The organism is Plantactinospora alkalitolerans (assembly GCF_015690345.1).
In the GTDB taxonomy this organism is placed as follows: domain Bacteria; phylum Actinomycetota; class Actinomycetes; order Mycobacteriales; family Micromonosporaceae; genus Plantactinospora; species Plantactinospora alkalitolerans.
Genome location: NZ_JADPUN010000311.1, coordinates 21,015 through 45,695 on the forward strand (window position 1 = coordinate 21,015; position 24,681 = coordinate 45,695).

Annotated in this window: 23 protein-coding genes; 14 read left to right on the top strand and 9 right to left on the bottom strand. The window is 71.0% G+C overall.

The window, feature by feature from the left end; translation table 11 throughout:
* Positions 1-42 precede the first annotated feature (42 nt).
* The 3 genes from rpsA (at position 43) to uvrB (ending at position 5,344) form a co-directional block, all read left to right on the top strand.
* A complete protein-coding gene (gene rpsA / locus I0C86_RS34530; RefSeq protein ID WP_230395268.1) occupies positions 43-1,557 on the top strand; it encodes a 30S ribosomal protein S1 in 1,515 nt (504 codons plus the stop codon).
* A gap of 144 nt (positions 1,558-1,701) precedes the next feature.
* Entirely contained in the window at positions 1,702-2,883 is a 1,182-nt protein-coding gene (coaE, locus tag I0C86_RS34535; RefSeq protein ID WP_196205506.1) for a dephospho-CoA kinase, read from the top strand.
* Positions 2,884-3,238: 355 nt separating this feature from the next.
* Positions 3,239-5,344, top strand: coding sequence for an excinuclease ABC subunit UvrB (gene uvrB, locus I0C86_RS34540; protein WP_196205507.1), 2,106 nt, complete (start codon positions 3,239-3,241; stop codon positions 5,342-5,344).
* Positions 5,345-5,403: 59 nt separating this feature from the next.
* On the opposite strand, the gene I0C86_RS34545 is transcribed toward uvrB, so the two are convergent.
* Entirely contained in the window at positions 5,404-6,177 is a 774-nt protein-coding gene (locus tag I0C86_RS34545; RefSeq protein ID WP_196205508.1) for an SDR family oxidoreductase, read from the bottom strand.
* Positions 6,178-6,393: 216 nt separating this feature from the next.
* Between I0C86_RS34545 and I0C86_RS34550 the strand changes: the two genes are divergently transcribed.
* Together I0C86_RS34550 and I0C86_RS34555 are read left to right on the top strand one after the other, a co-directional pair.
* The gene (locus tag I0C86_RS34550; RefSeq protein ID WP_196205509.1) at positions 6,394-6,591 is read left to right on the top strand and encodes a hypothetical protein; all 198 of its coding nucleotides are present in this window, start codon (positions 6,394-6,396) and stop codon (positions 6,589-6,591) included.
* Entirely contained in the window at positions 6,588-7,448 is an 861-nt protein-coding gene (locus I0C86_RS34555; RefSeq protein WP_196205510.1) for an STM4013/SEN3800 family hydrolase, read from the top strand. The genes I0C86_RS34550 and I0C86_RS34555 overlap by 4 nt, the downstream gene beginning before the upstream one ends.
* Positions 7,449-7,552: 104 nt before the next feature.
* On the opposite strand, the gene I0C86_RS34560 is transcribed toward I0C86_RS34555, so the two are convergent.
* Positions 7,553-7,852 carry an antibiotic biosynthesis monooxygenase family protein gene (locus tag I0C86_RS34560; protein WP_196205511.1) on the bottom strand — a complete coding sequence of 100 codons (300 nt, stop codon included), beginning with the start codon at positions 7,850-7,852 and terminating at the stop codon, positions 7,553-7,555.
* Positions 7,853-7,962: 110 nt separating this feature from the next.
* On the opposite strand from I0C86_RS34560, the gene pnuC reads away from it, so the two are divergent.
* The 3 genes from pnuC (at position 7,963) to I0C86_RS34575 (ending at position 10,978) form a co-directional block, all read left to right on the top strand.
* Positions 7,963-8,616 (top strand): nicotinamide riboside transporter PnuC, encoded by a 654-nt coding sequence (gene pnuC / locus I0C86_RS34565; protein ID WP_196205512.1) that lies wholly within the window; start codon positions 7,963-7,965, stop codon positions 8,614-8,616.
* On the top strand, positions 8,613-9,683 hold the full coding sequence (locus tag I0C86_RS34570; RefSeq protein ID WP_323374020.1) for an AAA family ATPase: 1,071 nt from the start codon (positions 8,613-8,615) through the stop codon (positions 9,681-9,683). Before pnuC ends, I0C86_RS34570 begins: the two co-directional genes overlap by 4 nt.
* A 296-nt stretch (positions 9,684-9,979) precedes the next feature.
* A complete protein-coding gene (locus I0C86_RS34575; RefSeq protein ID WP_196205513.1) occupies positions 9,980-10,978 on the top strand; it encodes a TerC family protein in 999 nt (332 codons plus the stop codon).
* 13 nt (positions 10,979-10,991) lie between these two features.
* Here I0C86_RS34575 and I0C86_RS34580 read toward each other — a convergent pair whose 3' ends face one another.
* The 4 genes from I0C86_RS34580 to typA form a co-directional block, all read right to left on the bottom strand.
* Entirely contained in the window at positions 10,992-11,924 is a 933-nt protein-coding gene (locus I0C86_RS34580; RefSeq protein WP_196205514.1) for a C40 family peptidase, read from the bottom strand.
* 117 nt (positions 11,925-12,041) lie between these two features.
* On the bottom strand, positions 12,042-13,136 hold the full coding sequence (locus I0C86_RS34585; protein ID WP_196205515.1) for a mandelate racemase/muconate lactonizing enzyme family protein: 1,095 nt from the start codon (positions 13,134-13,136) through the stop codon (positions 12,042-12,044).
* Between the two features lie 24 nt (positions 13,137-13,160).
* Complete coding sequence (locus tag I0C86_RS34590; RefSeq protein WP_196205516.1) at positions 13,161-14,024, bottom strand: serine hydrolase; 864 nt, start codon at positions 14,022-14,024, stop codon at positions 13,161-13,163.
* 21 nt (positions 14,025-14,045) lie between these two features.
* Positions 14,046-15,914 (bottom strand): translational GTPase TypA, encoded by a 1,869-nt coding sequence (gene typA, locus I0C86_RS34595; RefSeq protein WP_196205517.1) that lies wholly within the window; start codon positions 15,912-15,914, stop codon positions 14,046-14,048.
* 134 nt (positions 15,915-16,048) lie between these two features.
* On the opposite strand from typA, the gene I0C86_RS34600 reads away from it, so the two are divergent.
* The 3 genes from I0C86_RS34600 (at position 16,049) to I0C86_RS34610 (ending at position 19,410) form a co-directional block, all read left to right on the top strand.
* Positions 16,049-17,479, top strand: coding sequence for a VTT domain-containing protein (locus I0C86_RS34600; protein WP_196205518.1), 1,431 nt, complete (start codon positions 16,049-16,051; stop codon positions 17,477-17,479).
* Between the two features lie 51 nt (positions 17,480-17,530).
* Positions 17,531-18,382 carry a lytic transglycosylase domain-containing protein gene (locus I0C86_RS34605; RefSeq protein WP_196205519.1) on the top strand — a complete coding sequence of 284 codons (852 nt, stop codon included), beginning with the start codon at positions 17,531-17,533 and terminating at the stop codon, positions 18,380-18,382.
* 152 nt (positions 18,383-18,534) lie between these two features.
* Positions 18,535-19,410, top strand: coding sequence for a peptidoglycan recognition protein family protein (locus I0C86_RS34610; RefSeq protein ID WP_196205520.1), 876 nt, complete (start codon positions 18,535-18,537; stop codon positions 19,408-19,410).
* 111 nt (positions 19,411-19,521) lie between these two features.
* On the opposite strand, the gene I0C86_RS34615 is transcribed toward I0C86_RS34610, so the two are convergent.
* Entirely contained in the window at positions 19,522-20,586 is a 1,065-nt protein-coding gene (locus tag I0C86_RS34615; RefSeq protein WP_230395269.1) for an NAD-dependent epimerase/dehydratase family protein, read from the bottom strand.
* 130 nt (positions 20,587-20,716) lie between these two features.
* Positions 20,717-21,484, bottom strand: a complete 768-nt coding sequence (locus I0C86_RS34620; RefSeq protein WP_323374021.1) for a GntR family transcriptional regulator — start codon at positions 21,482-21,484, stop codon at positions 20,717-20,719.
* 159 nt (positions 21,485-21,643) lie between these two features.
* Here I0C86_RS34620 and I0C86_RS34625 point away from each other — a divergent pair, with 159 nt between their 5' ends.
* Together I0C86_RS34625 and I0C86_RS34630 are read left to right on the top strand one after the other, a co-directional pair.
* The gene (locus tag I0C86_RS34625) at positions 21,644-22,216 is read left to right on the top strand and encodes an ArsR/SmtB family transcription factor (protein ID WP_230395270.1); all 573 of its coding nucleotides are present in this window, start codon (positions 21,644-21,646) and stop codon (positions 22,214-22,216) included.
* The gene (locus I0C86_RS34630; RefSeq protein WP_323374022.1) at positions 22,213-23,511 is read left to right on the top strand and encodes an MFS transporter; all 1,299 of its coding nucleotides are present in this window, start codon (positions 22,213-22,215) and stop codon (positions 23,509-23,511) included. The genes I0C86_RS34625 and I0C86_RS34630 overlap by 4 nt, the downstream gene beginning before the upstream one ends.
* Before the next feature lie 32 nt (positions 23,512-23,543).
* Here the strand turns inward: I0C86_RS34630 and I0C86_RS34635 are convergent, their stop codons facing one another.
* Positions 23,544-23,747 carry a cold-shock protein gene (locus I0C86_RS34635; protein WP_192771124.1) on the bottom strand — a complete coding sequence of 68 codons (204 nt, stop codon included), beginning with the start codon at positions 23,745-23,747 and terminating at the stop codon, positions 23,544-23,546.
* A 253-nt stretch (positions 23,748-24,000) separates the two neighbouring features.
* Here I0C86_RS34635 and I0C86_RS34640 point away from each other — a divergent pair, with 253 nt between their 5' ends.
* The gene (locus I0C86_RS34640) at positions 24,001-24,624 is read left to right on the top strand and encodes a DedA family protein (protein WP_196205522.1); all 624 of its coding nucleotides are present in this window, start codon (positions 24,001-24,003) and stop codon (positions 24,622-24,624) included.
* The last annotated feature ends 57 nt before the right edge of the window (positions 24,625-24,681 follow it).

A 24,681-nucleotide genomic window follows, 5' to 3' on the forward strand; every position in this document is an offset into this window, starting at 1 on the left:
CAAACCTGCTGTGACATCCATCCGACCGGAGCAACCGCCCACATGACGAGCAGCATCGAGGCCCCCTCGAGCGCCAACAGGGTCACCATCGACGACCTCGGTTCCGAGGAAGCTTTCCTCGCCGCGATCGACGAGACCATCAAGTACTTCAACGACGGCGACATTGTCGAAGGCACCGTCGTCAAGGTCGATCGGGACGAGGTCCTGCTCGACATCGGCTACAAGACCGAGGGCGTCATCCCCTCGCGCGAGTTGTCGATCAAGCACGACGTGGACCCCGCCGAGGTGGTGTCGGTCGGTGATCACATCGAGGCGCTGGTCCTCCAGAAGGAGGACAAAGAGGGGCGCCTGATCCTCTCGAAGAAGCGGGCGCAGTACGAGCGCGCCTGGGGCACGATCGAGAAGATCAAGGACGAGGACGGCGTCGTCCGCGGTTCCGTCATCGAGGTGGTCAAGGGCGGCCTCATCCTGGACATCGGCCTGCGCGGCTTCCTGCCCGCCTCCCTGGTGGAGATGCGCCGGGTGCGGGACCTCCAGCCGTACGTCGGGCGCGAGCTCGAAGCCAAGATCATCGAGCTGGACAAGAACCGCAACAACGTGGTCCTGTCCCGCCGGGCCTGGCTCGAGCAGACCCAGTCCGAGGTGCGTACCGAGTTCCTCAACAAGCTGCAGAAGGGACAGGTCCGCAAGGGCGTCGTCTCCTCGATCGTCAACTTCGGCGCCTTCGTCGACCTTGGCGGCGTGGACGGCCTGGTGCACGTCTCCGAGCTCTCCTGGAAGCACATCGACCACCCGTCCGAGGTCGTCGAGGTCGGCCAGGAGGTCGAGGTCGAGGTGCTGGACGTCGATCTCGACCGCGAGCGGGTCTCGCTGTCGCTGAAGGCGACCCAGGAGGACCCGTGGCGGCAGTTCGCCCGTACCCACGCGATCCAGCAGATCGTGCCGGGTAAGGTCACCAAGCTGGTGCCGTTCGGGGCGTTCGTCCGGGTCGACGACGGCATCGAGGGCCTGGTGCACATCTCCGAGCTCGCCGAGCGGCACGTGGAGATCCCGGAGCAGGTTGTCCAGGTCGGTTCCGACGTCATGGTCAAGGTCATCGACATCGACCTGGAGCGTCGGCGGATCTCGCTGTCGCTCAAGCAGGCCAACGAGGGCTTCGTCGAGGGCGAGGAGCACTTCGACCCGACCCTCTACGGCATGACGGCGACCTACGACACCGAGGGCAACTACATCTACCCGGAGGGCTTCGACCCGGAGACCGGGGAGTGGCTGGAAGGCTTCGACAAGCAGCGGGAGACCTGGGAGACCCAGTACGCCGAGGCCCGTACCCGCTGGGAGGCACACACCAAGCAGGTGCAGAACTCCCGTGCTGCCGATGCCGAGGCCGCGGCCAACCCGACTCCGGTCGTCCCCGCCGCTGGCGGTGGCACCGGTGGCGGTGGCGGCACGTCGTCGTCCAGCACCGCTCCGGCCCGTCAGGCCGAGGAGCCGGCCGGCACGCTGGCCACCGACGAGGCGCTCGCGGCACTGCGCGAGAAGCTCGCCGGAGGCAAGTAGTCCCAAGACGGAGGCCCGTTCCCCATCCCGGTTCCGCCGGGGTCGGGAGCGGGCCTCCGCCGTTTCCGTCCGGGCCGTTCGGCCGGCGACACGCCCGCCCATGGAGATCTTGGCGGCTCGGCGCCGATCGGGTTGACTGGACCGGTGCTGAAGGTCGGACTCACCGGTGGGATCGGATCGGGCAAGAGCGTCGTCGCGGCCCGACTGGCCAGCCTCGGGGCGATCGTGGTCGACTCCGACCGGATCTCCCGCGAGGTGGTCGCTCCGGGCACCGACGGACTGCGGGAGGTGGTGGCCGCCTTCGGCGACCGGGTGTGCCGCGACGACGGCAGCCTGGACCGGGCGGCGCTCGGCGAGGTCGTCTTCGCCGATCCGGCGGCGCGAGCCCGCCTGGAGGAGATCATCCATCCCCGGGTACGCGCCCGCAGCGCACAACTCGTCGCGGAGGCACCGCCGGACGCGATCGTGGTCAACGACGTACCGCTGCTGGTCGAGGTGGGGCTCGCCCCGACGTACCACCTGGTGGTGGTGGTACGGACGGCGGAGGCGACCCGGATCGGTCGACTCGTCCGGGACCGGGGCATGACCCCTGAACAGGCGGGGCAGCGGATCCGGGCCCAGGCCGGCGACGACCGGCGGGAGGCCGCCGCCGACGTGCTGCTGGACAACGAGGGCGAACTTTCCGAGCTGTACGCCGCGGTCGACGCGCTCTGGCGGGACCGGCTGCTGCCGTACGAGCGGAACGTCCGGACCCGCCGGCCGGTACGCGCCGACGAGGTCCGGCTGGTGGAGCCGGATCCGAACTGGCCGGGCGAGTTCGCTCGGTTGGCCGCGCGGATCCGGCACGCGCTACGCCCCGCCGAGGCGCGGGTCGATCACATCGGCTCGACGGCGGTTCCCGGGCTGGCCGCCAAGAACGTTGTCGACATCCAGCTCAGTGTGGCCGCCCTGGCGGACGCCGACGCGCTCGCCGACCGACTGGCCGACGCGGGATTTCCCCGGTGTCCGGGGCAGTGGTGGGACCAGCCCCGCTATCCGGACGGCGGGGACCGGTGGGAGAAGCGGCTGCACGGAAGTGCCGACCCGGGCCGGCTGGTGAACCTGCACGTCCGGGTGACGGGGTCGCCCGGCTGGCGGTACGCCCTGCTGATGCGGGACCACCTGCGGGCCGACCCGGAGCAGCGGGCGGGCTACCTGGCCGTCAAGCGGGCCCTGGCGGAGATCGGTCCGGACCTCGACGCGTACTCCGGCGCCAAGGAGCCGTGGTTCGACAGGGAGCACCAGCGCGCGGAGGAGTGGGCGGCGGCGAACGACTGGCGGCCCTGATCGGCCCGTGGCGGCATCGGCCCGTGGCGGCGCCCTGCTCGACCTGTGGCAACGCCCTGATCGGCCCGTGGCGGCCCGTTTCCCGAACGCAGAAAGGGCGCTCGCGGCGACCGGTCTGCGCTTCCGCGCGACCGCATCAGGTGCGCACGCCAGCTTGCGCCGGGGCTGCAACCTCTGCGCCGGGTGCGACGATACCGGTGTGGCGGCTCCGTCGCTTACCCAGTCGGCCGCCGCGAGCGGCCTACCTTAGAACGGTATCGCGGTGATCTTTGACACACAATGACGATATCGAAGCCGATCGAGTACCCACCGTCGCCCCGGCGGCTTGTCACACCGTCGGCGTACGGTTGAGGTCATGGCGCTCGACATTCCACGACTTGACGGCCGCTTCGAGGTGGTCAGTGAGTTCGTACCTTCCGGTGACCAGCCGACTGCCATCAACGATCTTGAGCGCAGGGTGCGGCGCGGCGACCGGAACTCGGTGCTGCTCGGCGCCACCGGCACGGGCAAGAGCGCGACCACGGCCTGGTTGATCGAGCGGCTGCAGCGGCCGACCCTGGTGCTGGCGCCGAACAAGACCCTCTGTGCCCAGCTCGCCAAGGAGTTCAGCGAGCTGATGCCGCACAACGCGGTCGAATACTTCGTCTCCTACTACGACTACTACCAGCCCGAGGCGTACATCCCGCAGAGCGACACCTACATCGAGAAGGACTCCTCGATCAACGAGGAGGTCGAGCGGCTGCGGCACGCCACCACGATGTCCCTGCTGACCCGCCGGGACGTGATCGTGGTGGCCACGGTCTCCGCGATCTACGGCCTGGGCACCCCGCAGGAATACCTCGACCGGTCGGTCCGGATCAGGGCCGGCCAGGAGGTCGAGCGGGACAAGCTGCTCCGCCGGCTGGTCGACATCCAGTACACCCGGAACGACATGGCGTTCAACCGGGGCACCTTCCGGGTCCGCGGCGACACCCTGGAGATCATCCCGGCGTACGAGGAGCTGGCGCTGCGGATCGAGTTCTTCGGTGACGAGGTGGAGAAGCTCTACTACCTGCACCCGCTGACCGGTGAGGTGGTCCGCGAGGTGGACCATCTGCTGATCTTCCCCGCCACCCACTACACCGCCGGACCGGAGCGGATGGAGCGGGCGCTGGCCGGCATCGAGGCCGAGCTTGCCGAGCGGCTGGCCGAACTGGAGCGCCAGGGCAAGCTGCTGGAGGCGCAGCGGCTACGGATGCGGACCAGCTACGACATCGAGATGATGCGCCAGGTCGGCTTCTGCTCCGGCATCGAGAACTACTCGATGCACATCGACGGCCGCTCGCCGGGCAGTGCCCCGCACTGCCTGCTCGACTACTTCCCGGACGACTTCCTGACCGTGATCGACGAGTCGCACGTGACGATCCCGCAGATCGGCGCGATGTACGAGGGCGACGCCTCCCGCAAGCGGATGCTGATCGACCACGGCTTCCGGCTGCCCAGCGCGGCCGACAACCGGCCGCTGCGCTTCGACGAGGTCCTGGAACGGGTCGGCCAGATGGTCTTCCTCTCCGCCACCCCGGGGCCCTGGGAGCTGGAACAGGCCCAGGGCGAGGTGGTCGAGCAGGTGATCCGGCCCACCGGCCTGATCGACCCCGAGGTGATCGTCAAGCCCACCAAGGGGCAGATCGACGACCTGATGCACGAGATCAAGCTGCGTACCGAGCGGGACGAGCGGGTGCTGGTCACCACGCTGACCAAGAAGATGGCCGAGGACCTCTCCGACTATCTGCTGGAGCACGGCATCCGGGTGCGCTACCTGCACTCCGAGGTCGACACGCTGCGCCGGGTCGAGTTGCTGCGCGAGCTGCGCAAGGGCGACTACGACGTACTCGTCGGGATCAACCTGCTGCGGGAGGGGCTGGACCTGCCCGAGGTGTCGCTGGTCGCGATCCTCGACGCAGACAAGGAGGGCTTCCTGCGCAGCGGCCGGTCGTTGATCCAGACCATCGGCCGGGCCGCCCGTAACGTCTCGGGCCAGGTGCACATGTACGCCGACAAGATGACCCCCTCGATGGCTGCCGCGATCGACGAGACGAACCGGCGTCGGGCCAAGCAGGTGGCGCACAACGAGGCGAACGGGATCAGCCCCGAGCCGCTGCGCAAGAAGATCCACGACATCCTGGACGACATCTACCGGGAGGCCGAGGAGAACGAGGGCGCCGTCACCCGGGTCGGTGGCGGGGTGCGGCAGATGTCCCGGGGCAAGGCGCCGGAAACCCGGAACCGGGGTCGGGTCGGCACGGCACCGGCCCGGGAGGGGATGGCCCGCGCCGAGCTGGCCCAGCTCATCCAGGAGCTGAACGACCAGATGCTCGCCGCGGCCCGGGAGTTGCAGTTCGAGCTCGCCGCCCGGATCCGGGACGAGGCCGCCGAGCTGAAGAAGGAGCTGCGCGGAATGGACGCGGCCGGGATGAAGTGATCCCCGGCCGGGGCGCCGCCGATGGCGGTACCGGGGTGCCGGCCGGATCCGGTGCGGGCTTACCGGTTGAAGCCGCCCTCGGAGTCGATCACCTGACCGGTGACCCACCGCCCGTCGGATGAGCAGAGCCACTCGATCAGCCGGGCCGCGTCGTCCGGGCGGCCCCACTCGCCGCCCGGAAACATCGGCGCGATCGCGTCCAGGACCTCCGGCGACGCCCAGCCGGTGTCGGTCGGTCCGGGGTTGACGCAGTTCACCGTGATGCCCTTCGGCAGGAGCAGAGGGCTCAACTGCCGGGTGAGGTTCTCCACGCCGGCCTTGCTGGCCGCGTACGCCAACTCGCCCGGCATCGGGCCGAGGCGTTGACCGCTGGAGAACAGCACCAGCCGGCCACCGGAGCCGGCGTCGAACGTCGCCGCGAACGCCTCGGCCAGCAGCAGGGTGGCCCGGACGTTGACGATCAGGTGCCGGTCGATCTCGGCGGCGTCGAGCCCGTCCAACGGGGTGTGTGTCGAGTAGGCGTGTGCCGCCACCACCACGTCCAGCCGGCCGTGTGTGCGTACCGCCGTCTCGACCAGTTCGGCGGGCGCGCTCGGAGAGGTCAGGTCGGCGGCCCGGTAGCGGACCGCGTCGGGATCGCCGGTCACCCCGTGCAGTTCGGCCAGGAGTGCGGGTACGCCGTCGGGGTCGCCGCCGTAGGGCTGCGCGTCGTCGTATCCGGGCAGGCCGGTGAGCTGTAGGCGGTAGCCGGCGGCGGCGAACCGACGGGCCACCGCCGCGCCGATGCCGATTCGCCGGCTGACCCCGGTGACGAGGGCTACCCGTTCGTTCATGCGCCGAGTCAACCGGATCGGGACGCTCCTGGCCACCCGATTCAATCTCGGACGGCCGGTCGGGGTGCCGGCGCGGGCTATCCGGAGCCTGTCCACAGTGGCGCGACTCCGCGGCGACGGGCGGTTCCGGGCCGCCGTCGCCTTCCGTGCCGATTCGCCCGACGGGGCACGACGACCGCTGCGTGGCCGTCGACGAGTGACTGGCATGATCGACGGATGACTGGCAGGGCGCCGCTGGTGGTCGTCGGCAACCCGGACAACCGGCGGGTGACGTTGTTCCGGACCGTCGCTGCCGAGGGCGGCATGCCCACGGCGGTGCTGCCGTGGCGGCGGCCGGTGGCCGGCCCGGTACGGCTGCCACCGCGGGCCGTGGACCGGTGGCGGGCCGGGACGTCGGCCGGGAGTGCGGCATGAAGGACCTGATCGGCAGCCACGATCTGTTGTTCGTCACCCTCGACACGCTCCGCTACGACGTGGCGGCCGAACTGGCGGCCACCGGGCGTACGCCGAACCTGGCGCGGGCGCTGCCGGACGGCGGATGGGAGCGTCGGCACAGTCCGGCGAGCTTCACCTACGCGGCACACCAGGCGTTCTTCGCCGGCTTCCTGCCGACCCCGACCACGCCCGGTCCACATCCCCGGCTCTTCGCGGCGGCGGATCCGGGCAGCGAGACGACCGGCGAGCAGACCTGGACCTTCGACGCCCCGGACGTGGTGCACGCGCTGGCCGGCGCGGGTTACCACACCGTCTGCGTCGGCGGGGTCGGCTTCTTCAACAGCAGGTCACCGCTGGGCGGCGTACTGCCGGGGCTGTTCGCCGAGGCGCACTGGGAAGCCGAGTTCGGCGTCTCCGCGCCGCGCTGCTTCGAGGCGCAGCTCGATCGGATCGCCACCGTGCTGCCGACGGTGCCGCAGGAGAAGCCGCTGTTCCTGTTCGTGAACGTGGCCGCGATCCACCAGCCGAACCGGCACTACCTGCCCGGCGCCGACCGGGACAGCCGGGACAGCCACGCCGCCGCGCTGGAGTACGTCGACCGGCACATCGGCCGACTCTTCGCCCTCGTCACCTCCCGGGACCGGCCGTGCCTGGTGCTGCTCTGCGCCGACCACGGCACGGCGTACGGCGAGGAGGGGCACAGCGGGCACCGGCTCGGCCACGAGGTGGTGTGGACGGTGCCGTACGGGCAGTTCGTGCTCGAGCCCGGTGACTGGGGCAAGCCGGGAGACTGGCCCGAGTCGGCTGCCCCGGCCGGGCGGGAGAAGCCGGGGTGAGCCCGCTCGACGCTCCCCGTACCAGGGCTACTCGACGCTCCCCGTACCAGGGCTACTCGACCTCCCCGTAGCGGGGCTACCGGTACGCGTACCCGCACAGGCGGTCAGGCCGGCGGTGCGACGTCCGTGAAGTGTTCGACCACCGGCGGCGCCGCGAAGTACGGGCCGATGAGTGAGCGCCAGGTGGTGAACCGCTCGGTGTCCCGGAAGTTCTCCAGGTGGGCCGCGACGGAGTCCCACTCGACCAGCAGCACGAACCGCGACGGCGACTCGATGCCACGGGTCATCCGTACCGAGCGGCAACCGGGTGTGCCCGCCAACACCGGATGCCCCTCGGCGTACGCCTGCGCGAACGCGTCCTCCTGACCGGCGAGTACGTCGATCAGTGCAACCTCCAGTACCATGCCGTGATCTTGGCACGGCATGCTCCGGTGGGGCCGTTCGGGGGTCTACCCGTCCCGGCAGTCGGTCCCTACCGTAGGACCTCCAGGGGATCTTGCATGGGAGGTGCGGCATGCTCGACTGGCTTACCGGTACGGCGTTCACCGTGGCGGACACGCCGACCAGCCGAGCCGAGCTGCTCGGCTTCGCGACCGGCGTCCTCAACGTCTGGCTGCTGGCCCGGCAGCGGATGTGGAACTGGCCGATCGGCATCGCCAACGTACTGCTGCTGATGCTGCTGTTCTGGACGGCCGGCCTGTACGCGGATGCCGGGCTACAGGTCGTCTACGTCGCACTCGGGCTGTACGGCTGGTGGGCGTGGCTGTTCGGGGGTGCCGAGCGGAGCCGGCTGGTGGTCAGCCGGACCGGTGCCCGGGAGTGGATGGCGCTGGCCGGTTCCGGCGTCCTGCTGACGCTCGTGTTGTGGCTGCTCCTGGACCGGGCCACGGACTCGACCGTGCCGTTGCCGGACGCGGTGACCACCGCGCTGTCCCTGATGGCGACGTACGGCCAGTGCCGTAAGCGGGTGGAGAGCTGGTGGATCTGGATCGCCGCCGACCTGATCTACATCCCGCTCTACGTGTACAAGGGGCTGCATCTCACCGCGGGGCTGTACCTGGTCTTCCTCGGACTCTGCGTCTTCGGGTTGCGTAACTGGCAGGCCGACCTGCGTCGGCCCGCCGCCGCCCGGCCGGCGGCTCCTGGCCCGGCTCCCGCCACGACGTGAGTACCCGGTTCGGGCACGGGCTGGTGGTCGGCAAGTTCTATCCGCCGCATGCCGGGCACCACGCGCTGATCGCCGCCGCGGCCCGGCGCTGCACCGCCGTCACGGTGGTCGTCGCGCCGTCCCGGCGGGAGTCGATTCCGCTGGAGTCGCGGCTGGACTGGCTGCGCGAGGTGCACGCCGTCGATCCGCACGTACGGTTCGTCGGCCGGTACGACGACCATCCGGTGGACTATGCCGATCCGGCCGCGTGGGAGGCGCACTGCGCGGTGTTCCGGGAGGCCGTCGGCGGGGCCCGGGTGGACGCGGTCTTCTCCTCCGAGGCGTACGGTGCCGAACTGGCCCGCCGGTTCGACGCGGTCAACGTCCTGGTCGACCCGGACCGGGCGGCCGTGCCCGTCTCCGGCAGCGCGGTACGGGCCGATCCGGTGGCGCACTGGGAGTTGCTCAGTCCGCCGGTGCGGGCCTGGTTCGTCCGCCGGGTCGTCGTGGTCGGGGCGGAGTCGACCGGGACCACCACGATGGCCGGGGCGTTGGCCGGGCACTACCGGACGGCCTGGGTGCCGGAGTACGGCCGGGAACTCACCGCCGAAAAGTTGGCCCGGTTGCGGCGGAACGTTCCGGACGCGACGGTTTTCGACGTCGTCTGGGACCGGGCCGACTTTCTGTCGGTGGTCCGCGAGCAGCAGGCGACGGAGGACGCCGCGGCACGCCGGAGCGGGCCGCTGCTGTTCTGCGACACCGACGCCCGGGCCACCGCGGTCTGGGAGGAGCGCTATCTCGGCTCGTCGTCGCCACAGGTCCGGGCCGCGGCCCGGAGGCCCGACCTGTACCTGCTGACGGACCATGACGGCGTGCCGTTTTCCGACGACGGGCTCCGCGACGGCGAGCACCTGCGAAAATGGATGACCGGCCGGTTCCGGGAGGTACTGGCCCATTCCGGCGTGCCGGTGATCGAACTCACCGGGCCACATCCCGAGCGGCTCCGCGCCGCGGTCCGGGCCTGCGACGCACTGCTGGCGGCGGGTTGGTCCCTGTCCGCCCCGATGTCTCCGGGGGCTGGCACCTAGTGTCCTAGGATGGCCAGCAGGGGTGCCGACCAGCACACGAGGTCAGGGGAGATGCGCAACCGGCGGGGAATGGTGAACAATGGCCCTGTAGGAGGGGAGTATTCCTTCGCGACGGTGTCGTCAACACGGTCGTTGGTCGGTGAGTAGCCGGCACGACGCCCCGGCACCGTAGGTTGTCGCCGCGTGGTCCGCGCGGCGGGGGCGGAAGAGACCTCCGACAGTCACCACCGTTTTCACCGCCCGACGCACCTTCCCATGTGCCGACGGCGGTGCCGCGTGTCTGCCGGAGGAGTGTCTTGAACGTGTCCGCATGGGTATGGGCCATCTCGCTCGTCGTACTGATGGCGGTCCTGATACTCGATCTCATCGTCATCGGCCGCCGGCCCCACGAGCCGAGCCTGCGGGAGTCGGGTCTCTGGGTCGCCTTCTACGTCGGTCTCGCACTGGTCTTCGGGGTCGGTCTGGCCCTGACCAACAACTTCACCATCGCCGGGGAGTTCTATACCGGCTGGCTCACCGAGTACAGCCTCTCGGTGGACAACCTCTTCGTCTTCGTGATCATCATGGCCCGGTTCGGGGTACCCCGGCAGTACCAGCAGAAGGTGCTGATGATCGGCATCGTGCTGGCCCTGGTCCTGCGAGGTGGTTTCATCGCCGCCGGAGCGGCCCTGCTGGCCCAGTTCTCCTGGGTGTTCTACATCTTCGGCGCGTTCCTGATCTACACGGCGATCAACTTCTTCCGGCAGGGTGAGCCCACCGAGGAGGAGTTCAAGGAGAACGTGCTGATCCGCTGGACCCGGCGTGCCCTGCCGGTCTCCCGGGACTTCTCCGGCACCCGCCTCATGGTCCACGAGAACGGTCGGCGGCTCTTCACCCCGATGCTGATCGTGCTGATCGCGATCGGCACCACCGACCTCGTCTTCGCGCTGGACTCCATCCCGGCGATCTTCGGGATCACCCAGGAGCCGTACCTGGTCTTCACCGCCAACGTCTTCGCGCTGATGGGGCTGCGGCAGCTCTACTTCCTGCTCGGCGGCCTGCTGGACCGGCTGGTCTACCTCAACATCGGTCTCGCGGTGGTGCTCGGCTTCATCGGCGTCAAGCTGGTGCTGGAGGCGCTCGCGGGCAACAACCTCGGGTTCCTCAACGGCGGCGAGCCGATCAGTTGGGCGCCGCACATCCCGATCTGGCTCTCGCTCACCATCATCCTGGGCACCCTGGCGATCGCGACCGTGGCCAGCCTGATCAAGTCGAGCCGGGACCGTCGTACGGAGGAGCAGGTGCCGGTCGGCTGACCGCCGACGCGGGTCAGAGGGCGACCCGATGCGCGCCGACCAGGGTCGCGGTCCGGTCGGCGGGCATCGGTTCCTCCAGTACCCGCCGCTTGGTGTAGCAGGCGTGCAGCATGCGCCGGTCGCCCTGCGGGCCGGGCCGGGCGGTGACGATCCCGATGTGGTGGACCGGCCGGCCGGGCCGGGCGAAGAAGTAGAGGTCGCCGGGGCATTCGGCACCGAGCGGCACCGGAGTGGTCGCCTCGGCCTGGTCGTCGGCGTCCCGGGGCAGCCGGACCCCGAACCGACGCCAGGCCAGGTGCACCAGTCCGGAGCAGTCGATGCCGTACGCCGAGACGCCACCCCAGACGTAGACCACGTCGCGCAGCCGGCAGGCCACCGTGAGCACCTCCATGGCGCTCGGTAGGCGGGTCGGCGCGGGCGCCAGATGTCCCTCGGTCACCCACAGCGGCTGTTCGTGCCCAGGCGCCCGGACGGGGCGCCAGCCGTTCCGGGCGGGTCCCGCTGCGGTCAGCCGGGTGCCCAGGATGACGCCGGGCAGCACCACCGCGCCGGCCGGGGTGGCGTGCAGCCGGGTCACCGTGGCCGCCACCACCAGGGTCGGGCCGGGCGACGCCTCGTCCGGCCCGGCGGGCACGGCGAGCTGTTCGAGCGGCAACCAGCCGGGGTAGCCCCGGGGGTCGAGCTTGGCCGCCGGTTGCTCCATCGCGACGAGTCGGACCCAGCCGTCCGGCCTGATCTGGTCGATCAGCACCCGCTCGCCGAGCAGCAGTTGGCTGAGTACGCAGTCACCGACCCGTTGGTCGGAACTCATCGCGGAGATCCATCCCGCGATGTCGGTCCGGCTCGACAGGGCCGGCGCGTCCACCGGCCGGACGGCTTCGGGGCGGGCCCAGAGGGTGGCGACCGCGACCCGGACGACGGCCTCCTGACCGGAGCGCAGCACCATGTCGATCCCACCCGTCCTCGACCGCTACTCCGTTCGAACGATATGAAAGTTAGCGCCGTACTGCAACGGTCAGTTGAACATTGCCTTCATAGTTCCGGGTGGCCCTGCCCTCGGGCGTCACCGTTGTACTGACAGCGGGGCGTGCAGGCCGGCGATGCCCAGCCCCGGTGCGTCCGGCAGCAGCACGTTCGCGCCCTCGTAACGGATCCCGCCCTGCACCGGTGACCAGGCCAGCCACCAGGCGGCGTCCAGATCGGACACCGCGCTGGTGCCGTACGCCGCGACCAGGCTGGCCGCCGCGCCCAACCCGATCTGGCTCTCCATCATCGACCCGACCACGGTCCCGAGTCCATGCTCTGTCGCCAGTTCCAGCAGGGTCCGGGCCGGGCCGAGCCCACCGCACTTGGCCAGCTTGACGTTGACCATGTCCGCGGCACGACGCTGGATCACCTCGACCAGGTCCCGCACCCCGTACACCGCCTCGTCGGCCAGGATCGGCAGGTCGACCCGGTCACTGACCCAGGCCAGGCCGGCGATGTCCCGGCTCGGCACCGGCTGTTCGACGAGTTCGACGTCGAGCCCGGCGTCCTCGATGCCCCGGATCACCCGGACCGCCTCCCGGGGCGTCCACCCCTGGTTCGCGTCGAGCCGGATCCGGGCCTGCGGTCCGGCCGCCGCCCGTACCGCCCGGACCCGGGCCAGGTCCCCCGCCGCGTCGGTGCCGACCTTCACCTTGAGCACGTCGAAGCCCTCGGCGATCCGCTGTTTGGCCGCGCCGGCCAGCTCGACGGCGTCGCCGGCGGAGAGGGTGACGTCGGTGGGCACCCGGCGGGACACCCCGCCGAGCAGCCGGACCAGCGGTACACCGAGCCGGCGGGCCGCCAGGTCGTGCAGGGCGGTGTCCACCGCCGCCTTGGCCGCCTCGTTGCCGACCACCGCCCCGCGTACCTCGGCGCACCGGGCCACCAGGTCGTCGGCGTTGCGGCCGGTGAGCAGCGGCGCGAGCATCTCCTCGACGCAGGCCCGCGCGCCGCCGATCGAGGCGCCGGTGACCTGCCACACCTGGGGGGCCTCGCCGAAACCGGACCGCCCGTCGGTGTCGACCACCTCCACGACCAGGGTCTCTACTGTGGAAGTACGCCGCAGTGCGGTCACGAACGGGGTGTGCAGCGGAGCGGAGAGCCGGTGAGTGCGAACCGAGGCGATCGACATGAGGGCACCCTATCCAGCCCCGGTTCAGCCGAGGGGGCCCAACCGGTGCCGGGCCGCCCAGACCGCCGCCGAGATCCGGGCGATCAGCCGGCAGGCGTCGTCGTCCCGGCCCGGGGCGAGGCCAGCGTCCCCGGCCGGGGTGGCGGAGGCGGTGGTGCAGACCACCACGGCGTACGGGGACGCGTCGTCCGGGAACACCACACCGGCACCGTGCCGGACCCCGCGTACCCAACCGTTCTTGTGCGCGATCCGGGTGCCCGGCGGCAGTCCGGCGGCCAGGTCCTCGCCGCGCTCCTGACGGAACAGCACGTCGAGCATGGCGGTGCAGGTGTCCGGCCCGGCGAGTCGCGACCGGGCGATTCCACCGAGCAGCCCGGCGAGGTCGGCGGCGGTCACCTGGTTGTCCAGCCCGGCGTCCCGGGCGGCGAAATCCTCGATCCCCCGGCCGGTACGGCTGTGCCGGGCACCGGCGTCGGCCCAGACCGCACCGACCGCGGGCAGCCCGACCTGCCGGATCACCAGGTTGGTGGCCAGGTTGCTGGACCTGACGATCATCCGTTCGGCGAGCCAGTGCAGTGGTGCGGTGTCGCCGATCCGGGCCCAGACCGCGTCGTCGTTGTCGTAGTCCGGCGCGCAGGCGAACCGCCCGGCGCCGGGCTGTGCCGAGATGAACTCGTTGACCACCGGCACCGGTGCGGCCAGGTCAACGGTTCCGGCCTCGGCGGCCCGGTACAGGGCGGCCAGCACCGCGACCTTCATGGTGCTGGCCGCGTAGTGCCGGGCGTCGGGCAGCCGGACGTACGCCGGCGGCCGGCCGGGCCGGCCGGCGTAGACCGACACCGTGCCGGGAAACCCGGCCAGCTCGGCGTCGAGTTCGTCCCAGATCATCTGCGGCGGGTGCGGCCGGACTCAGCCGGCGTGCTTGCGCCGTGCGGTGGCCCGGGCCCGGGACGGCGCGTCCAGGATGACCTTGCGCAGCCGGATGGAGGTCGGGGTGACCTCCACGCACTCGTCCTCGCGGCAGAACTCGAGGGCCTGCTCCAGCGACAGCTTGCGCGGCGGGATCAGCTTCTCGGTCTCGTCGCTGGTGGAGGAGCGCATGTTGGTGAGCTTCTTCTCCTTGGTGATGTTGACGTCCATGTCGTCGGACCGGGAGTTCTCGCCGACCAGCATGCCCTCGTAGACCTCGGTCGTGGGCTCGATGAAGAGGGTGCCGCGCTCCTGGAGGTTCATCATCGCGAACGGGGTCGCCACGCCGGACCGGTCGGCCACCAGCGAGCCGGTGTTCCGGGTACGGAGCTGGCCGAACCAGGGCTCGTAGGACTCGAAGACGTGGTGCAGGATGCCGGTGCCCCGGGTGTCGGTGAGGAACTCGGTCCGGAAGCCGATCAGCCCCCGGGCCGGAACCAGCCACTCCATCCGGACCCAGCCGGTGCCGTGGTTGACCAGTTGCTCCATCCGGCCCTTCCGGGTGGCCAGCAGCTGGGTGATGGCGCCGAGGTACTCGTCGGGGGCGTCGATGGTCAGCCGCTCCACCGGCTCGCAGATCTTTCCGTCGATCTCCCGGGTCACCACCTGCGGCTTGCCGACGGTCAGCTCGTACGACTCGCGGCGCATCTGCTCGACCAGGATGGCCAGCGCCAGCTCGCCCCGACCCTGCACCTCCCAGGCGTCCGGCCGGTCGGTGGGGAGCACCCGCAGCGAGACGTTGCCGATCAGTTCCCGCTCCAGCCGGTCCTTGACCAGCCGGGCGGTGACCTTGGCGCCCTTGACCCGGCCGACCAGCGGCGAGGTGTTGGTGCCGATGGTCATCGAGATGGCCGGCTCGTCGACGGTGATCAGCGGCAGCGGCCGGGGGTCCTCCGGGTCGGCCAGGGTCTCGCCGATCATGATCTCGGGGATGCCGGCGACCGCGATGATGTCGCCGGGCCCGGCGGAGTCGGCCGAGGTGCGCTCCAGGCCCTTGGTGATCAGCAGTTCGGAGACCCGGACCCGGGAGATGTTGCCGTCGGTGCGGCACCAGGCCACCGTCTCGCCCTTGCGGATGGTGCCCTGGCGGACCCGGCACAGGGCCAGCCGGCCGAGGAACGGCGAGGCGTCGAGGTTGGTGACGTGCGCCTGGAGCGGGGAGCCCTCGTCGTAGGAGGGCGGCGGAATGGTGCCGAGCAGGGTCCGGAACAGCGGTTCCAGCGAGCTGCTGTCGTCGGGCACGGTGCCGCCGGGCGGCTGGATCAGCGAGGCGACGCCGTCGCGGGCGCAGGCGTAGATGATCGGGAAGTCGATCTGGTCGGCGTCCGCGTCCAGATCGAGGAAGAGCTCGTACGTGTCGTCGACCACCTCCTTGATCCGGGCGTCCGGCCGGTCCACCTTGTTGATCACCAGGATGATCGGCAGGCGGGCCTGGAGCGCCTTGCGCAGCACGAACCGGGTCTGCGGCAGCGGGCCCTCGCTGGCGTCGACCAGCAGCAGCACCCCGTCGACCATGGTCAGTCCGCGCTCGACCTCGCCGCCGAAGTCGGCGTGGCCCGGGGTGTCGATGATGTTGATGGTGACCGGGTCGGCGCCGTCCGCCGGCAGATAGCGCACCGCGGTGTTCTTGGCCAGGATGGTGATGCCTTTTTCCCGCTCCAGGTCCATGGAGTCCATCACCCGGTCGGTCGGCTCGAGCCGGGCGGCGAACGCGCCGGACTGCCGCAGCATGGCATCGACCAGCGTGGTCTTGCCGTGGTCTACGTGGGCGATGATGGCGACGTTACGAAGGTCGGCGCGGGTCTGCATGTTCTCCATCCTCCCGCCTCGGCGATCCCGGTCGGCGTCCGGGTTCCCCCTGAGGTAACCCCGTACTCCACCGGAATCACTGTGTGCTCCCGCTGCCAGCCTGGCATGCTGGCCGAGGTGTTCGGGGGGTCGCCTTGCAGGATGTGTTGACGGTGGTGCGGGAGTTGCCGCCGGTGCTCGTGTACCTGGCCGCAGCGCTGCTCGTCGCGGCGGAGACGGCGGTGATCGTCGGTCTGGTGATGCCGGCCGAGGCCACCCTGCTGCTGGTCGGCTTCCTGGCGTACACCGGAATGCTGCGGTTGGCACCGGCGCTGGTGGTGATGATTCTCGCAGCGGTGTTCGGCGACACACTGGCGTTCCGGAGCGGGCGGCGGCACGGTGCGCGGCTGCGGGCCGGCCGGTGGGGGGCCCGGGTCGGTGCGCAACGCTGGGCCCGCGCCGACGCGATGCTCGCCCGGCTGGGTGGGCGCGGAGTCTTCGTGGCCCGCTGGGTGGCCTTCGCCCGGACCCTGGTGCCCCGGCTGGCAGGCAGCGCCGGGATGCCGTACCGGCGGTTCGCGCCGTGGAACCTGGCCGGGGTGGTGACCTGGGTCGGCGGGTCGGTGCTGGCCGGATACCTGGCCGGAGAGTCGTACCGGACGGTCTCCCACTACCTGGGCAAGGCGACCGGCGCCGTACTGCTGCTGATCCTGTTCATCGTCGCGATCGTGCTGGTCGGCCGGTGGCTGGGGCGCAATCCGGACCCGGCGAAGTCGCTGTTGACCCGGGCCGTCGCCGCCCCACCGCTGCGCGGGCTGGCCCGGCGGTACGGCGTGCTGTTCTTCCTGCTGTCGATGCACATCGGGACCGGCTGGACCCTGCTGACCAACCTGGTCGCCGGGCTGGCGGTGCTGTTCGTGATCGGGCTCGTGCTGGCCTGGCTGCTCGACCTGCTGGTGGCGCAGAGCGGGCTGTCGGTGGTCGACCACGCGATCGCGGACTGGTTCACGTCGCGGCGTACCGAGGGGGTCGCCGAGCTGGCGCACGGCACGATCGTGGCACTACGCGGACCGGTGCTGATCCTGGTGGTGGCGCTGGTCGCCGCAGTGCTCGGCTGGCGTACCCGGCCGTGGCGGGCCGACCTGGTGAGCGTGCTGGGTACGGTCGGCGCGTTCGTGCCGCTGGTCGTGCTGACCCTGGTCACCGACGTGACCGGACCCACCCGGAGTACGCCGGTGGCGCTGTTTCCGGCGCAGAACGCGGTCGTCGCGGCCAGCCTGTGCACGCTGGCCTGGCTGCTGGCCCGGCAGAGCCGGTGGCCGGTCGCGGTGGCGGCCTGGACGGTGGCGGCGATCGGCGTGGTGACCATCGGTGCGGCCCGGCTCTACGTCGGCTGGAGTACGGCCAGCGAGACGGTCACCTCGATGCTGCTCGGCGTGCTCTGGACGGCGGTGTTCATGGTGGCCTGGGCGACCCGGGACCGGGCGGTACGCGCCGCCGTACCGGCGGAGCCCGCGCCGTCCGCCACGCCGGCCGCCTCCGCCACGCCCGCCGCCTCCGCTGCGCCGGCCGCCGACGCCCCCTGAGTCGCCGTACAGCCTGTTAGGGTGCGCCCGGGAACGGTGGGGGGAGCGGGGATGACTCGGCGGGCGCGACGATCCGGACGGGTGTTGGTGACGCTGCTGCTGGCGGTCACGGTGGCGGGCTGCGCGAACGGCGACCCGGAGCGGAACGGTGCGGCGCCGGGTTCCGACGTCGAGCAGGTGGCCGGGTCGGAGACGCTTCCCGAGGCCGGGGCGACCACGGACCCACCGCCGGCCGTGCAGGGGCTCGGCGCCCGTCCCAGGCCGAGTGCGACCCCGAGCCGGACGCCGAGTCGGAAGCCGGGGCCGAGGAAGGCGCCGAAGCCGCCCACCGAGTCGAAGCTGCCGCCGCCACCGCCGAAGGCGAAGCCCGGCTGCACCAAGCCGCGCTACGAGGGCACCGAGGCCAGCCGGGCCCAGGTGAAGCAGGCGTTGACCGAGGCGGCGGGTCGGGTGTACTGGCCCAGTTCGGCGCCGAGCATCCGGGTACCGGTCGACCTCGTCAAGGCGACCGCCTGGCAGGAGAGCGGCTGGCAGTCCAACATCATCGCCTGTGACGGCGGGGTCGGGTTGATGCAGGTCATGCCGGACACCGCCGACTTCGTCAACCAGCGCTTCGACCAGTCGTACGACATCGACGCCTATCGGGACAACGCCACGCTCGGCGCCAACTACCTGGCCTGGCTGATCAAGTACATCGGCGACGCCTTCTTCGACGGCGCCTACGGCGTCTCCGCCGCGGACTGCACGACCGAACTCAACTCCTGTCTGCTGAACGCGGTGATCTCGGCGTACAACTTCGGGCCCGGTGCGGTGGTGACCGACGACGGGCTGAAGATCCCGAACCCGCAGTACGTGCGCAACGTCCGAGCGCTGATGACGGAGTGTGAGTGTCTCGGCTTCTGAGTGGACCTCGGAGATCGCCGGCTGGATCTTGGTTGCACCTAGGTTGACCATTGTTTATTAGCCATATTGGCATGTTGTACAACTGGACTATGGTCGATGTCGCAGATACGGTCAGTAGTGAGATCCTGCCTCCTGGTTAGGAGGGCTGACCGATGAGACTGCTTTGGCTCCCCGACGTGCTCCGCTCCGCCGGACTCACCGTGCACGAGGTCGGTGGGTGGCGTAGCAGGGGGTCCACGTCGTTCGACCCGCACGGGATCATCTGCCACGAAACCCGTGGCTCGCTGCATTCCACCGATGCCGGTGAGATATATGTCCTGCTCCACGGCTCCGCGACCGCGCCACCGCCGATCGCCCAGCTCTACCTGTCCCGTACCGGGGACTGGCACGTCATCGCCTCCGGCCGGTGCAACCACGTCCGGGTCGGCTGGGCCGGGCCGTTCAAGGGGGTCGGCAACTCCGGCCTGATGGGCATCGAGGCGCAGCACGCCCTGGGCGAGCCGTGGACCGACCAGCAGTACGACTCGTACGTACGGGGGGTGGCGGCCATCAGGCGCCGCACCCGCTGGGGGATTGCCGGGCACAAGGAACACCAGCCCGGCGGCTACGGGCACCCCAGCGTCAAGACCGATCCCAGCTTCAACATGGACAGGTTCCGACGCGACGTCGCCGGGACCTCGTCCGGAGCGGAGAACATCATGCCGGCACTGTCCGATGCGGAGCAGGAGCAGCTGCTCAAGTACGCCAAGGACACCAACTACATCCTCTGGCTGGGCGCGAAGAAGCCGGACGGCCCCGGCCGTACCGACTTCCGGCAGTACTTCTACGAGATCGAGGACCTGCTGGTCGCGATCAAGGCCAACCAGATGACCATGCTCGGCAAGGACTGGGTGAACGAGCAGGAGATCATCGACGGTGTGCTCGCCGGGCTGGGCTCGAAGGACCTGGACGACGCCGTCACCGCGCTGAAGGCGGCCTTCGGGGACCGGGCCGCGGAGCTGGCCGCCAAGTTGGCTGCCAGCGCCTGATCCCCGTGCCGGGCCTCGTCCCGTTCGGTCTGCGCCGCCGGGCGGCCCCCGGGAGCTGGTCGACCGTCCCCGTCCGGCGCCGGGGGAGCGGGCCGGGCCCGGTAGACCGGGTCAGTGGCGCCGGCGCAACCAGGCGTCCTCGGCGACGTAGTCGAAGTAGTCGGTGCGGTAGTTCTGCGCCAGGTCGGTGAAGACGGTCCGCCAGTCCCGCCCGTGCGCCGCGTCCACCAGCCACCGGACGGTCTCGGGCAGCGAGGCGAGATAGCCGGTCACCGGGCGGTAGCCGAGCTGGCGTTCCGCCAGACTCATGTCCAGCACCACGGGGTTCGGCGTCGACCACGGCGTCTCGCCGACCGGCGGTGCCGGGGACGGTCCGTCGATCAGCACCTCCTCCGCGCCGTGCCCCAGCACGTCGTGGATGGCCGCGCCGATCTCCCGCACGGTGGGCGGCTCCGGATCGGCGGCGTTGAGCACCCGGGCGCCCGGCTCGGCGGCGGAGAGCCGGATCAACTCCGCCAGGTTCGCGGTCGAGACCGGATGGAACCGGCTCTCGCCGCCGTACGCCAGCACCCGGACCGGCCGGTTGTCCAGCGCACGCTTGACGAAGTGCCACTCACGGGGGTGCACCGTGTGCGGCCCGTGTACGGCGCCGGCCCGGAGCAGCGTGGTGGGCAGCACCGCTCCGGCGGCGAGCAGTTGGCGCTCCAGGGCCGCCTTCCCGGCCGCGTAGGTATCCCCGGCCGGCGCGTCGACGGCCGTCGAGTCGTCGGGGTCGAACGGCTCGACGGTCCGCTGGGTCTCGGCGATCGGTACGGGGAACCGGACGCCCTCCGCGCCGAAGCCCCGACCCGCGTCGTCGAGGTAGACCGCCGCGCTGGAGACGACGACGGCCGAACCGATCCGGTCGGCGAGCCCGAGCAGTTGTCGCGCGTGCCGGGCGTCGTACGCGACCGTGTCCACCAGTACGTCGCAGCCGTCGCCGAGCGCGACGGCCAGCCCGGCGTCGTCCTCGCGGTCCAGCGGCACCAACTCGACGTCCCAGTCCAGTGGCCAGGGCGCGCCGGCCCGCAGGCCACGGGCCGCGGCCCGGACCCGCCAGCCGTCGGCGATCAGGGCCCGGACGGCGGCCCGGCCGATCTGACCCGTGGCCCCGACCACAACGGCGAGCTTCTCCATGCCATCACGTTAAATTCACCCTCGGACGGGTTGCCAGCGCTTCCGCTGTCAGCCGAACCGAGGCCCGGCCATCCACCCTCTCGCGGCGCCGACCGAGCACCGACGGGCCGGCGGCGATCCAGGCACCGGGTCACCGGGCCACCAGGGTCATCTCGACGGAGTAGCGCGCCGCGAGGTAGCAGTGGGCGCCGTACTCGACGGCGCGACCCGCCGAGTCGTACGTGGTCCGGTGGATGGTGAGCACGGTGGTGTTGCGGGGCACCCCGAGCAGGCGGGCCTCCCGGGCAAGGGCGGGCCGGGCCGAGACCTGCTGGTTGGCCAGGTGCAGGCTCACGCCCTGCCGGCGCAGCAACTGGTAGAGCCCGTACTCGCCCAGACTCTCCCGGTCCACGCCGACCAGGGCGGGCGGCAGGTAGTTGCGCATCAGCGCCAGCGGCGCACCGTCGGAACGGCGCAGCCGCTCGACCACGATCACTTCGGTGCCCTCGGGTACGCCGAGCGCCGTCGCCGCGTCCTGGTCGGCCGGCCCGAGCCCGAACTCGAGAACCTCGGTCGTCGGTGCCCGGCCGGTGCTGGCCAGGTCGTCGAAGAGGCTGGTCAGGGCGAGCGGGCGGCGTACCGGCCGGGCCATCACCACGGTGCCGAGGCCGCGACGCCGTACGAGCAGACCCTGTCGGACCAGCGTCTCGATCGCCTTGCGCAGGGTCGGTCGGCTGACCGCGAGTTGGTCGGCGAGTTCGATCTCGTTGTCGAGTCGACAGCCGGCGGGCAGTGCACCGCTGGTGATCGCCTGCTCCAGTTGCTGGGCGATCTGAAAGTAGAGCGGCATTGGACTGTCGCGGTCGATGACGATGCCGTCCACCGGGACCTTCTCGGTGCGTTCGCCTGCGAGAACCACGACAGTGATGCTACGTCATGACGCGCAGGTGAGGTTGTCACTATGTACTCACAAAAATGGCGTTTCCGTGATCGTCGACCGCGGGCTCCCGTACATGTGCGGCAGCTTTTGTGCAATAACTCTTGCGCAATGCATGTTGCGGATGTCAGCTTTGAGGTCATGGAGAAGCAGGTTCGTCAGGTCACCGACGCGCGAGTGCTCGCCACGTTGTCCCATCCGCTTCGGCGCCGGCTCATGGACGTGCTCAAGGTGTACGGGCCGTCGACCGTGAGCGTGCTGGCCGAGCGCACCGACCAGGCGGTGGCCAACGTCAGCCACCACCTGAAGGTGCTCGCCGCCGCCGAACTCGTGCAGGAGGCGCCCGAGCTGGCCCGGGACCGCCGTGAGCGCTGGTGGCGCCTGGTCGCGCGCAGCGTGCGCTGGTCAACCGCCGACTTCGCCGGCGACCCGGCGGCCCAGGCCGTGCAGCAGGCCGCCGCCTCGCTCAACCTCGACCGGCACGCCGGCCTGGTCCGGGACTGGCAGGCGGCCGGCGACGACGTCCACGAGGCATGGGGGGACGGGCCCTTCTCCACCGACCGGTGGCTACGGCTCACCCCCGAGGAACTCGCCGCGCTGAGCGAGGAGCTGAACGGCGTACTGGCCCGCTGGGGCGACCGCGAGGTGCCGGACGACGGCCGTCGACGCGAGCCGGTGTTCCTGTTCGCCTACGGCATCCCGGCCCAGCCGTGAGCAGCCCCGCGTCGGCGGCGGAGCTGACCCGTACCGACCCGCCACGCCGGCCCGGCGGACTGCTCCGACGGCGGGACTTCCGGCTGTTCTGGACCGGCGAGACCGCGACCAACTTCGGCAGCAGCGTGACCAGCGTGGCGCTGCCACTGGTAGCGGTCACGGTGCTGCACGCCAGCACGTTCCAGGTCGCACTGCTGACCGCGGCGGCCTGGCTGCCGTGGCTGGTCATCGGGCTGCCCGCCGGAGCCTGGGTCGATCGGCTGCCGGCCCGTCCCGTGATGCTGGTCTGCGACCTGGTCGCGGCGCTGCTGTTCCTCAGCGTGCCGGCCGCCGCCTGGCTCGGCGCGCTGAGCATCGGCCACCTGCTGGCCGTGGCACTCGGCGGCGGCGTCGTCAGCGTCTTCTTCAGGACCGCGTACCAGGTCTGGCTGCCCGTCCTGCTGACCCGGTCCGAATTGCCGGAGGGCAACGCGAAACTGCAGGGCAGCGAGGCGGTCGCCCAGGTTGCCGGCCCCGGGGCCGCCGGGCTGCTGGCCTCGGCGGTCGGCCCGGTGCTCGCCCTGCTGGTGGATGTGGTGAGCTTTCTGGGCTCGGCCGCCTGCCTGCTGGCGATCCGGGTCCGGGAACCGCGCCGGGTACTCGACCGGGCCGCCGCCGGACTGCGTCAGGAGATCGCCGAAGGCATCCGGTTCGTGGCCCGCGATCCCTACCTGCGGGTACTGACCGTGTTCGGCGCGGTCAGCAACCTCGCCCTGACCGGATACCAGGCGATCCTGGTGGTCTTCCTGGTCCGTGAGGTCGGGGTCAGCCCGGGCACGGTCGGCGGTCTGGTCGCCGCGATGAGCGTCGGCGGAGTCCTCGGCGCCGTCCTCGCCACAGCGCTGAGCCGACGCCTCGGCAGCGCGCGGGCGATGCTCGTCAGCAACCTGGGCGCGGCGCCGTTCGGACTGCTGATCCCGCTGGCCGGACCCGGTGCACGGCTGGCGCTCGTGGTGGTCGCCGGAGTGGTGATCGGCGCCGGCACCGTGGTGGGCAACGTGCTCAAGGGCAGTTTCCGCCAGGCGTACGTGCCGCACGGGCTGCTCGGTCGAGTCATCGTGAGCATGCAGGTGGTCAACTACGGCACCATTCCGCTGGGTGCCCTGCTGGGCGGCATGCTCGGCACCATCCTGGGGCTCCGCCCGGCGATCTGGTGGATCACCGGTGCTCTGGCGCTGACCGGGCTGATCCTGCTGATCGGTCCGCTGCGCCGGCACCGGGAACTGCCCGACCGTCCGGCCCTGGACCGAACCTGACGGATGGGTCCAGGGCCGGAGGGTCGGGTCGGTCAGCGCGGCTGTACGTTCGCCGCCTGTGGACCCTTGTCGCCCTGCGTCACGTCAAACTCGACCTTCTGCCCCTCGTTGAGTTCTCGGTAGCCGGACGACGAGATCGCCGAGTAATGAACGAAAACGTCCGGCCCCCCACCATCCTGTTCGATGAAGCCGAAGCCCTTTTCCGAGTTGAACCACTTCACGGTCCCGGTTGCCATACGTGTCTCCTTAGCGGCGCGTCAGGGAAGCGGCGCGCCCCGCACGCACCGACAGTAGCCCCCCGGGCTGCCGAATGCGGCCGGAAGTCGCGAGTCGTACTGTTGCCGGGCGAGTCCGGCCTACCCCGACGGGGGTAGTTGAGGGCTACGCCGAGCGGTGGACATACCCCGAGAGCGGGTCAGGGTTGCCGGCCACTCTTCCGGGGGCTTGACCCGGATGTCCACGCCGCGATTCCTCCGTAGCGTTCTCCACGTGGCTGACTGGCTGATTCAGGTGGGGGAGCTTCCGTCGGTGGTCTTCCTGACGGTGCTCGGTGTGGTCATGATGCTCGACGCGATTCCGCTGCTGGGCGTACTGGTGCCCGGCGACGTCGCGGTGCTCGCCGCAGTGGGGGTCGGGCGGCCGGCGAGCGTGGGTGCGTTCCTCGCGGTGATCGGCGGCTGCCTCGGCGGATGGTCGCTCACCTTCTTCGCCGGGCGGCGGTTCGGTGCGCGGCTGCGCCGCAGCCGGACGGGGGCGTGGATCGGGGAGGCGCGCTGGGCGGCGGCGGAACGGATGCTCGGCAGCGGCGGGGGCCGGATGGTGATGGTGGCGCCGTTTCTGCCGGTGCTGCACGCGCTGCTGCCGCTCGCTGCGGGCGGACTGCGGATGTCGTACCGCCGGTTCGTCGGGTTCGCGGCGGTCGGCGCGGTGCTCTGGGCCGGGCTCTACATGGCACTCGGCACCGTGGCCCGGTCGGTCGGTGGGCTCCTGCCCGGCGAGTCGTTCGCCCTGCTGGGCACGGTGGCGTTCGGAATGATCTTCGGCGGGCTCGTCCTGCTGGGCGTCCGGCGTCGACTCGGGGCGACCGCCGAGGCCGGGCCGGTGCCGAGCTGAGCGGCGCGGGCCGACCAGGCCGGGGGTGATTCGGTCGGGGGACCGAGTCGGTCGGGG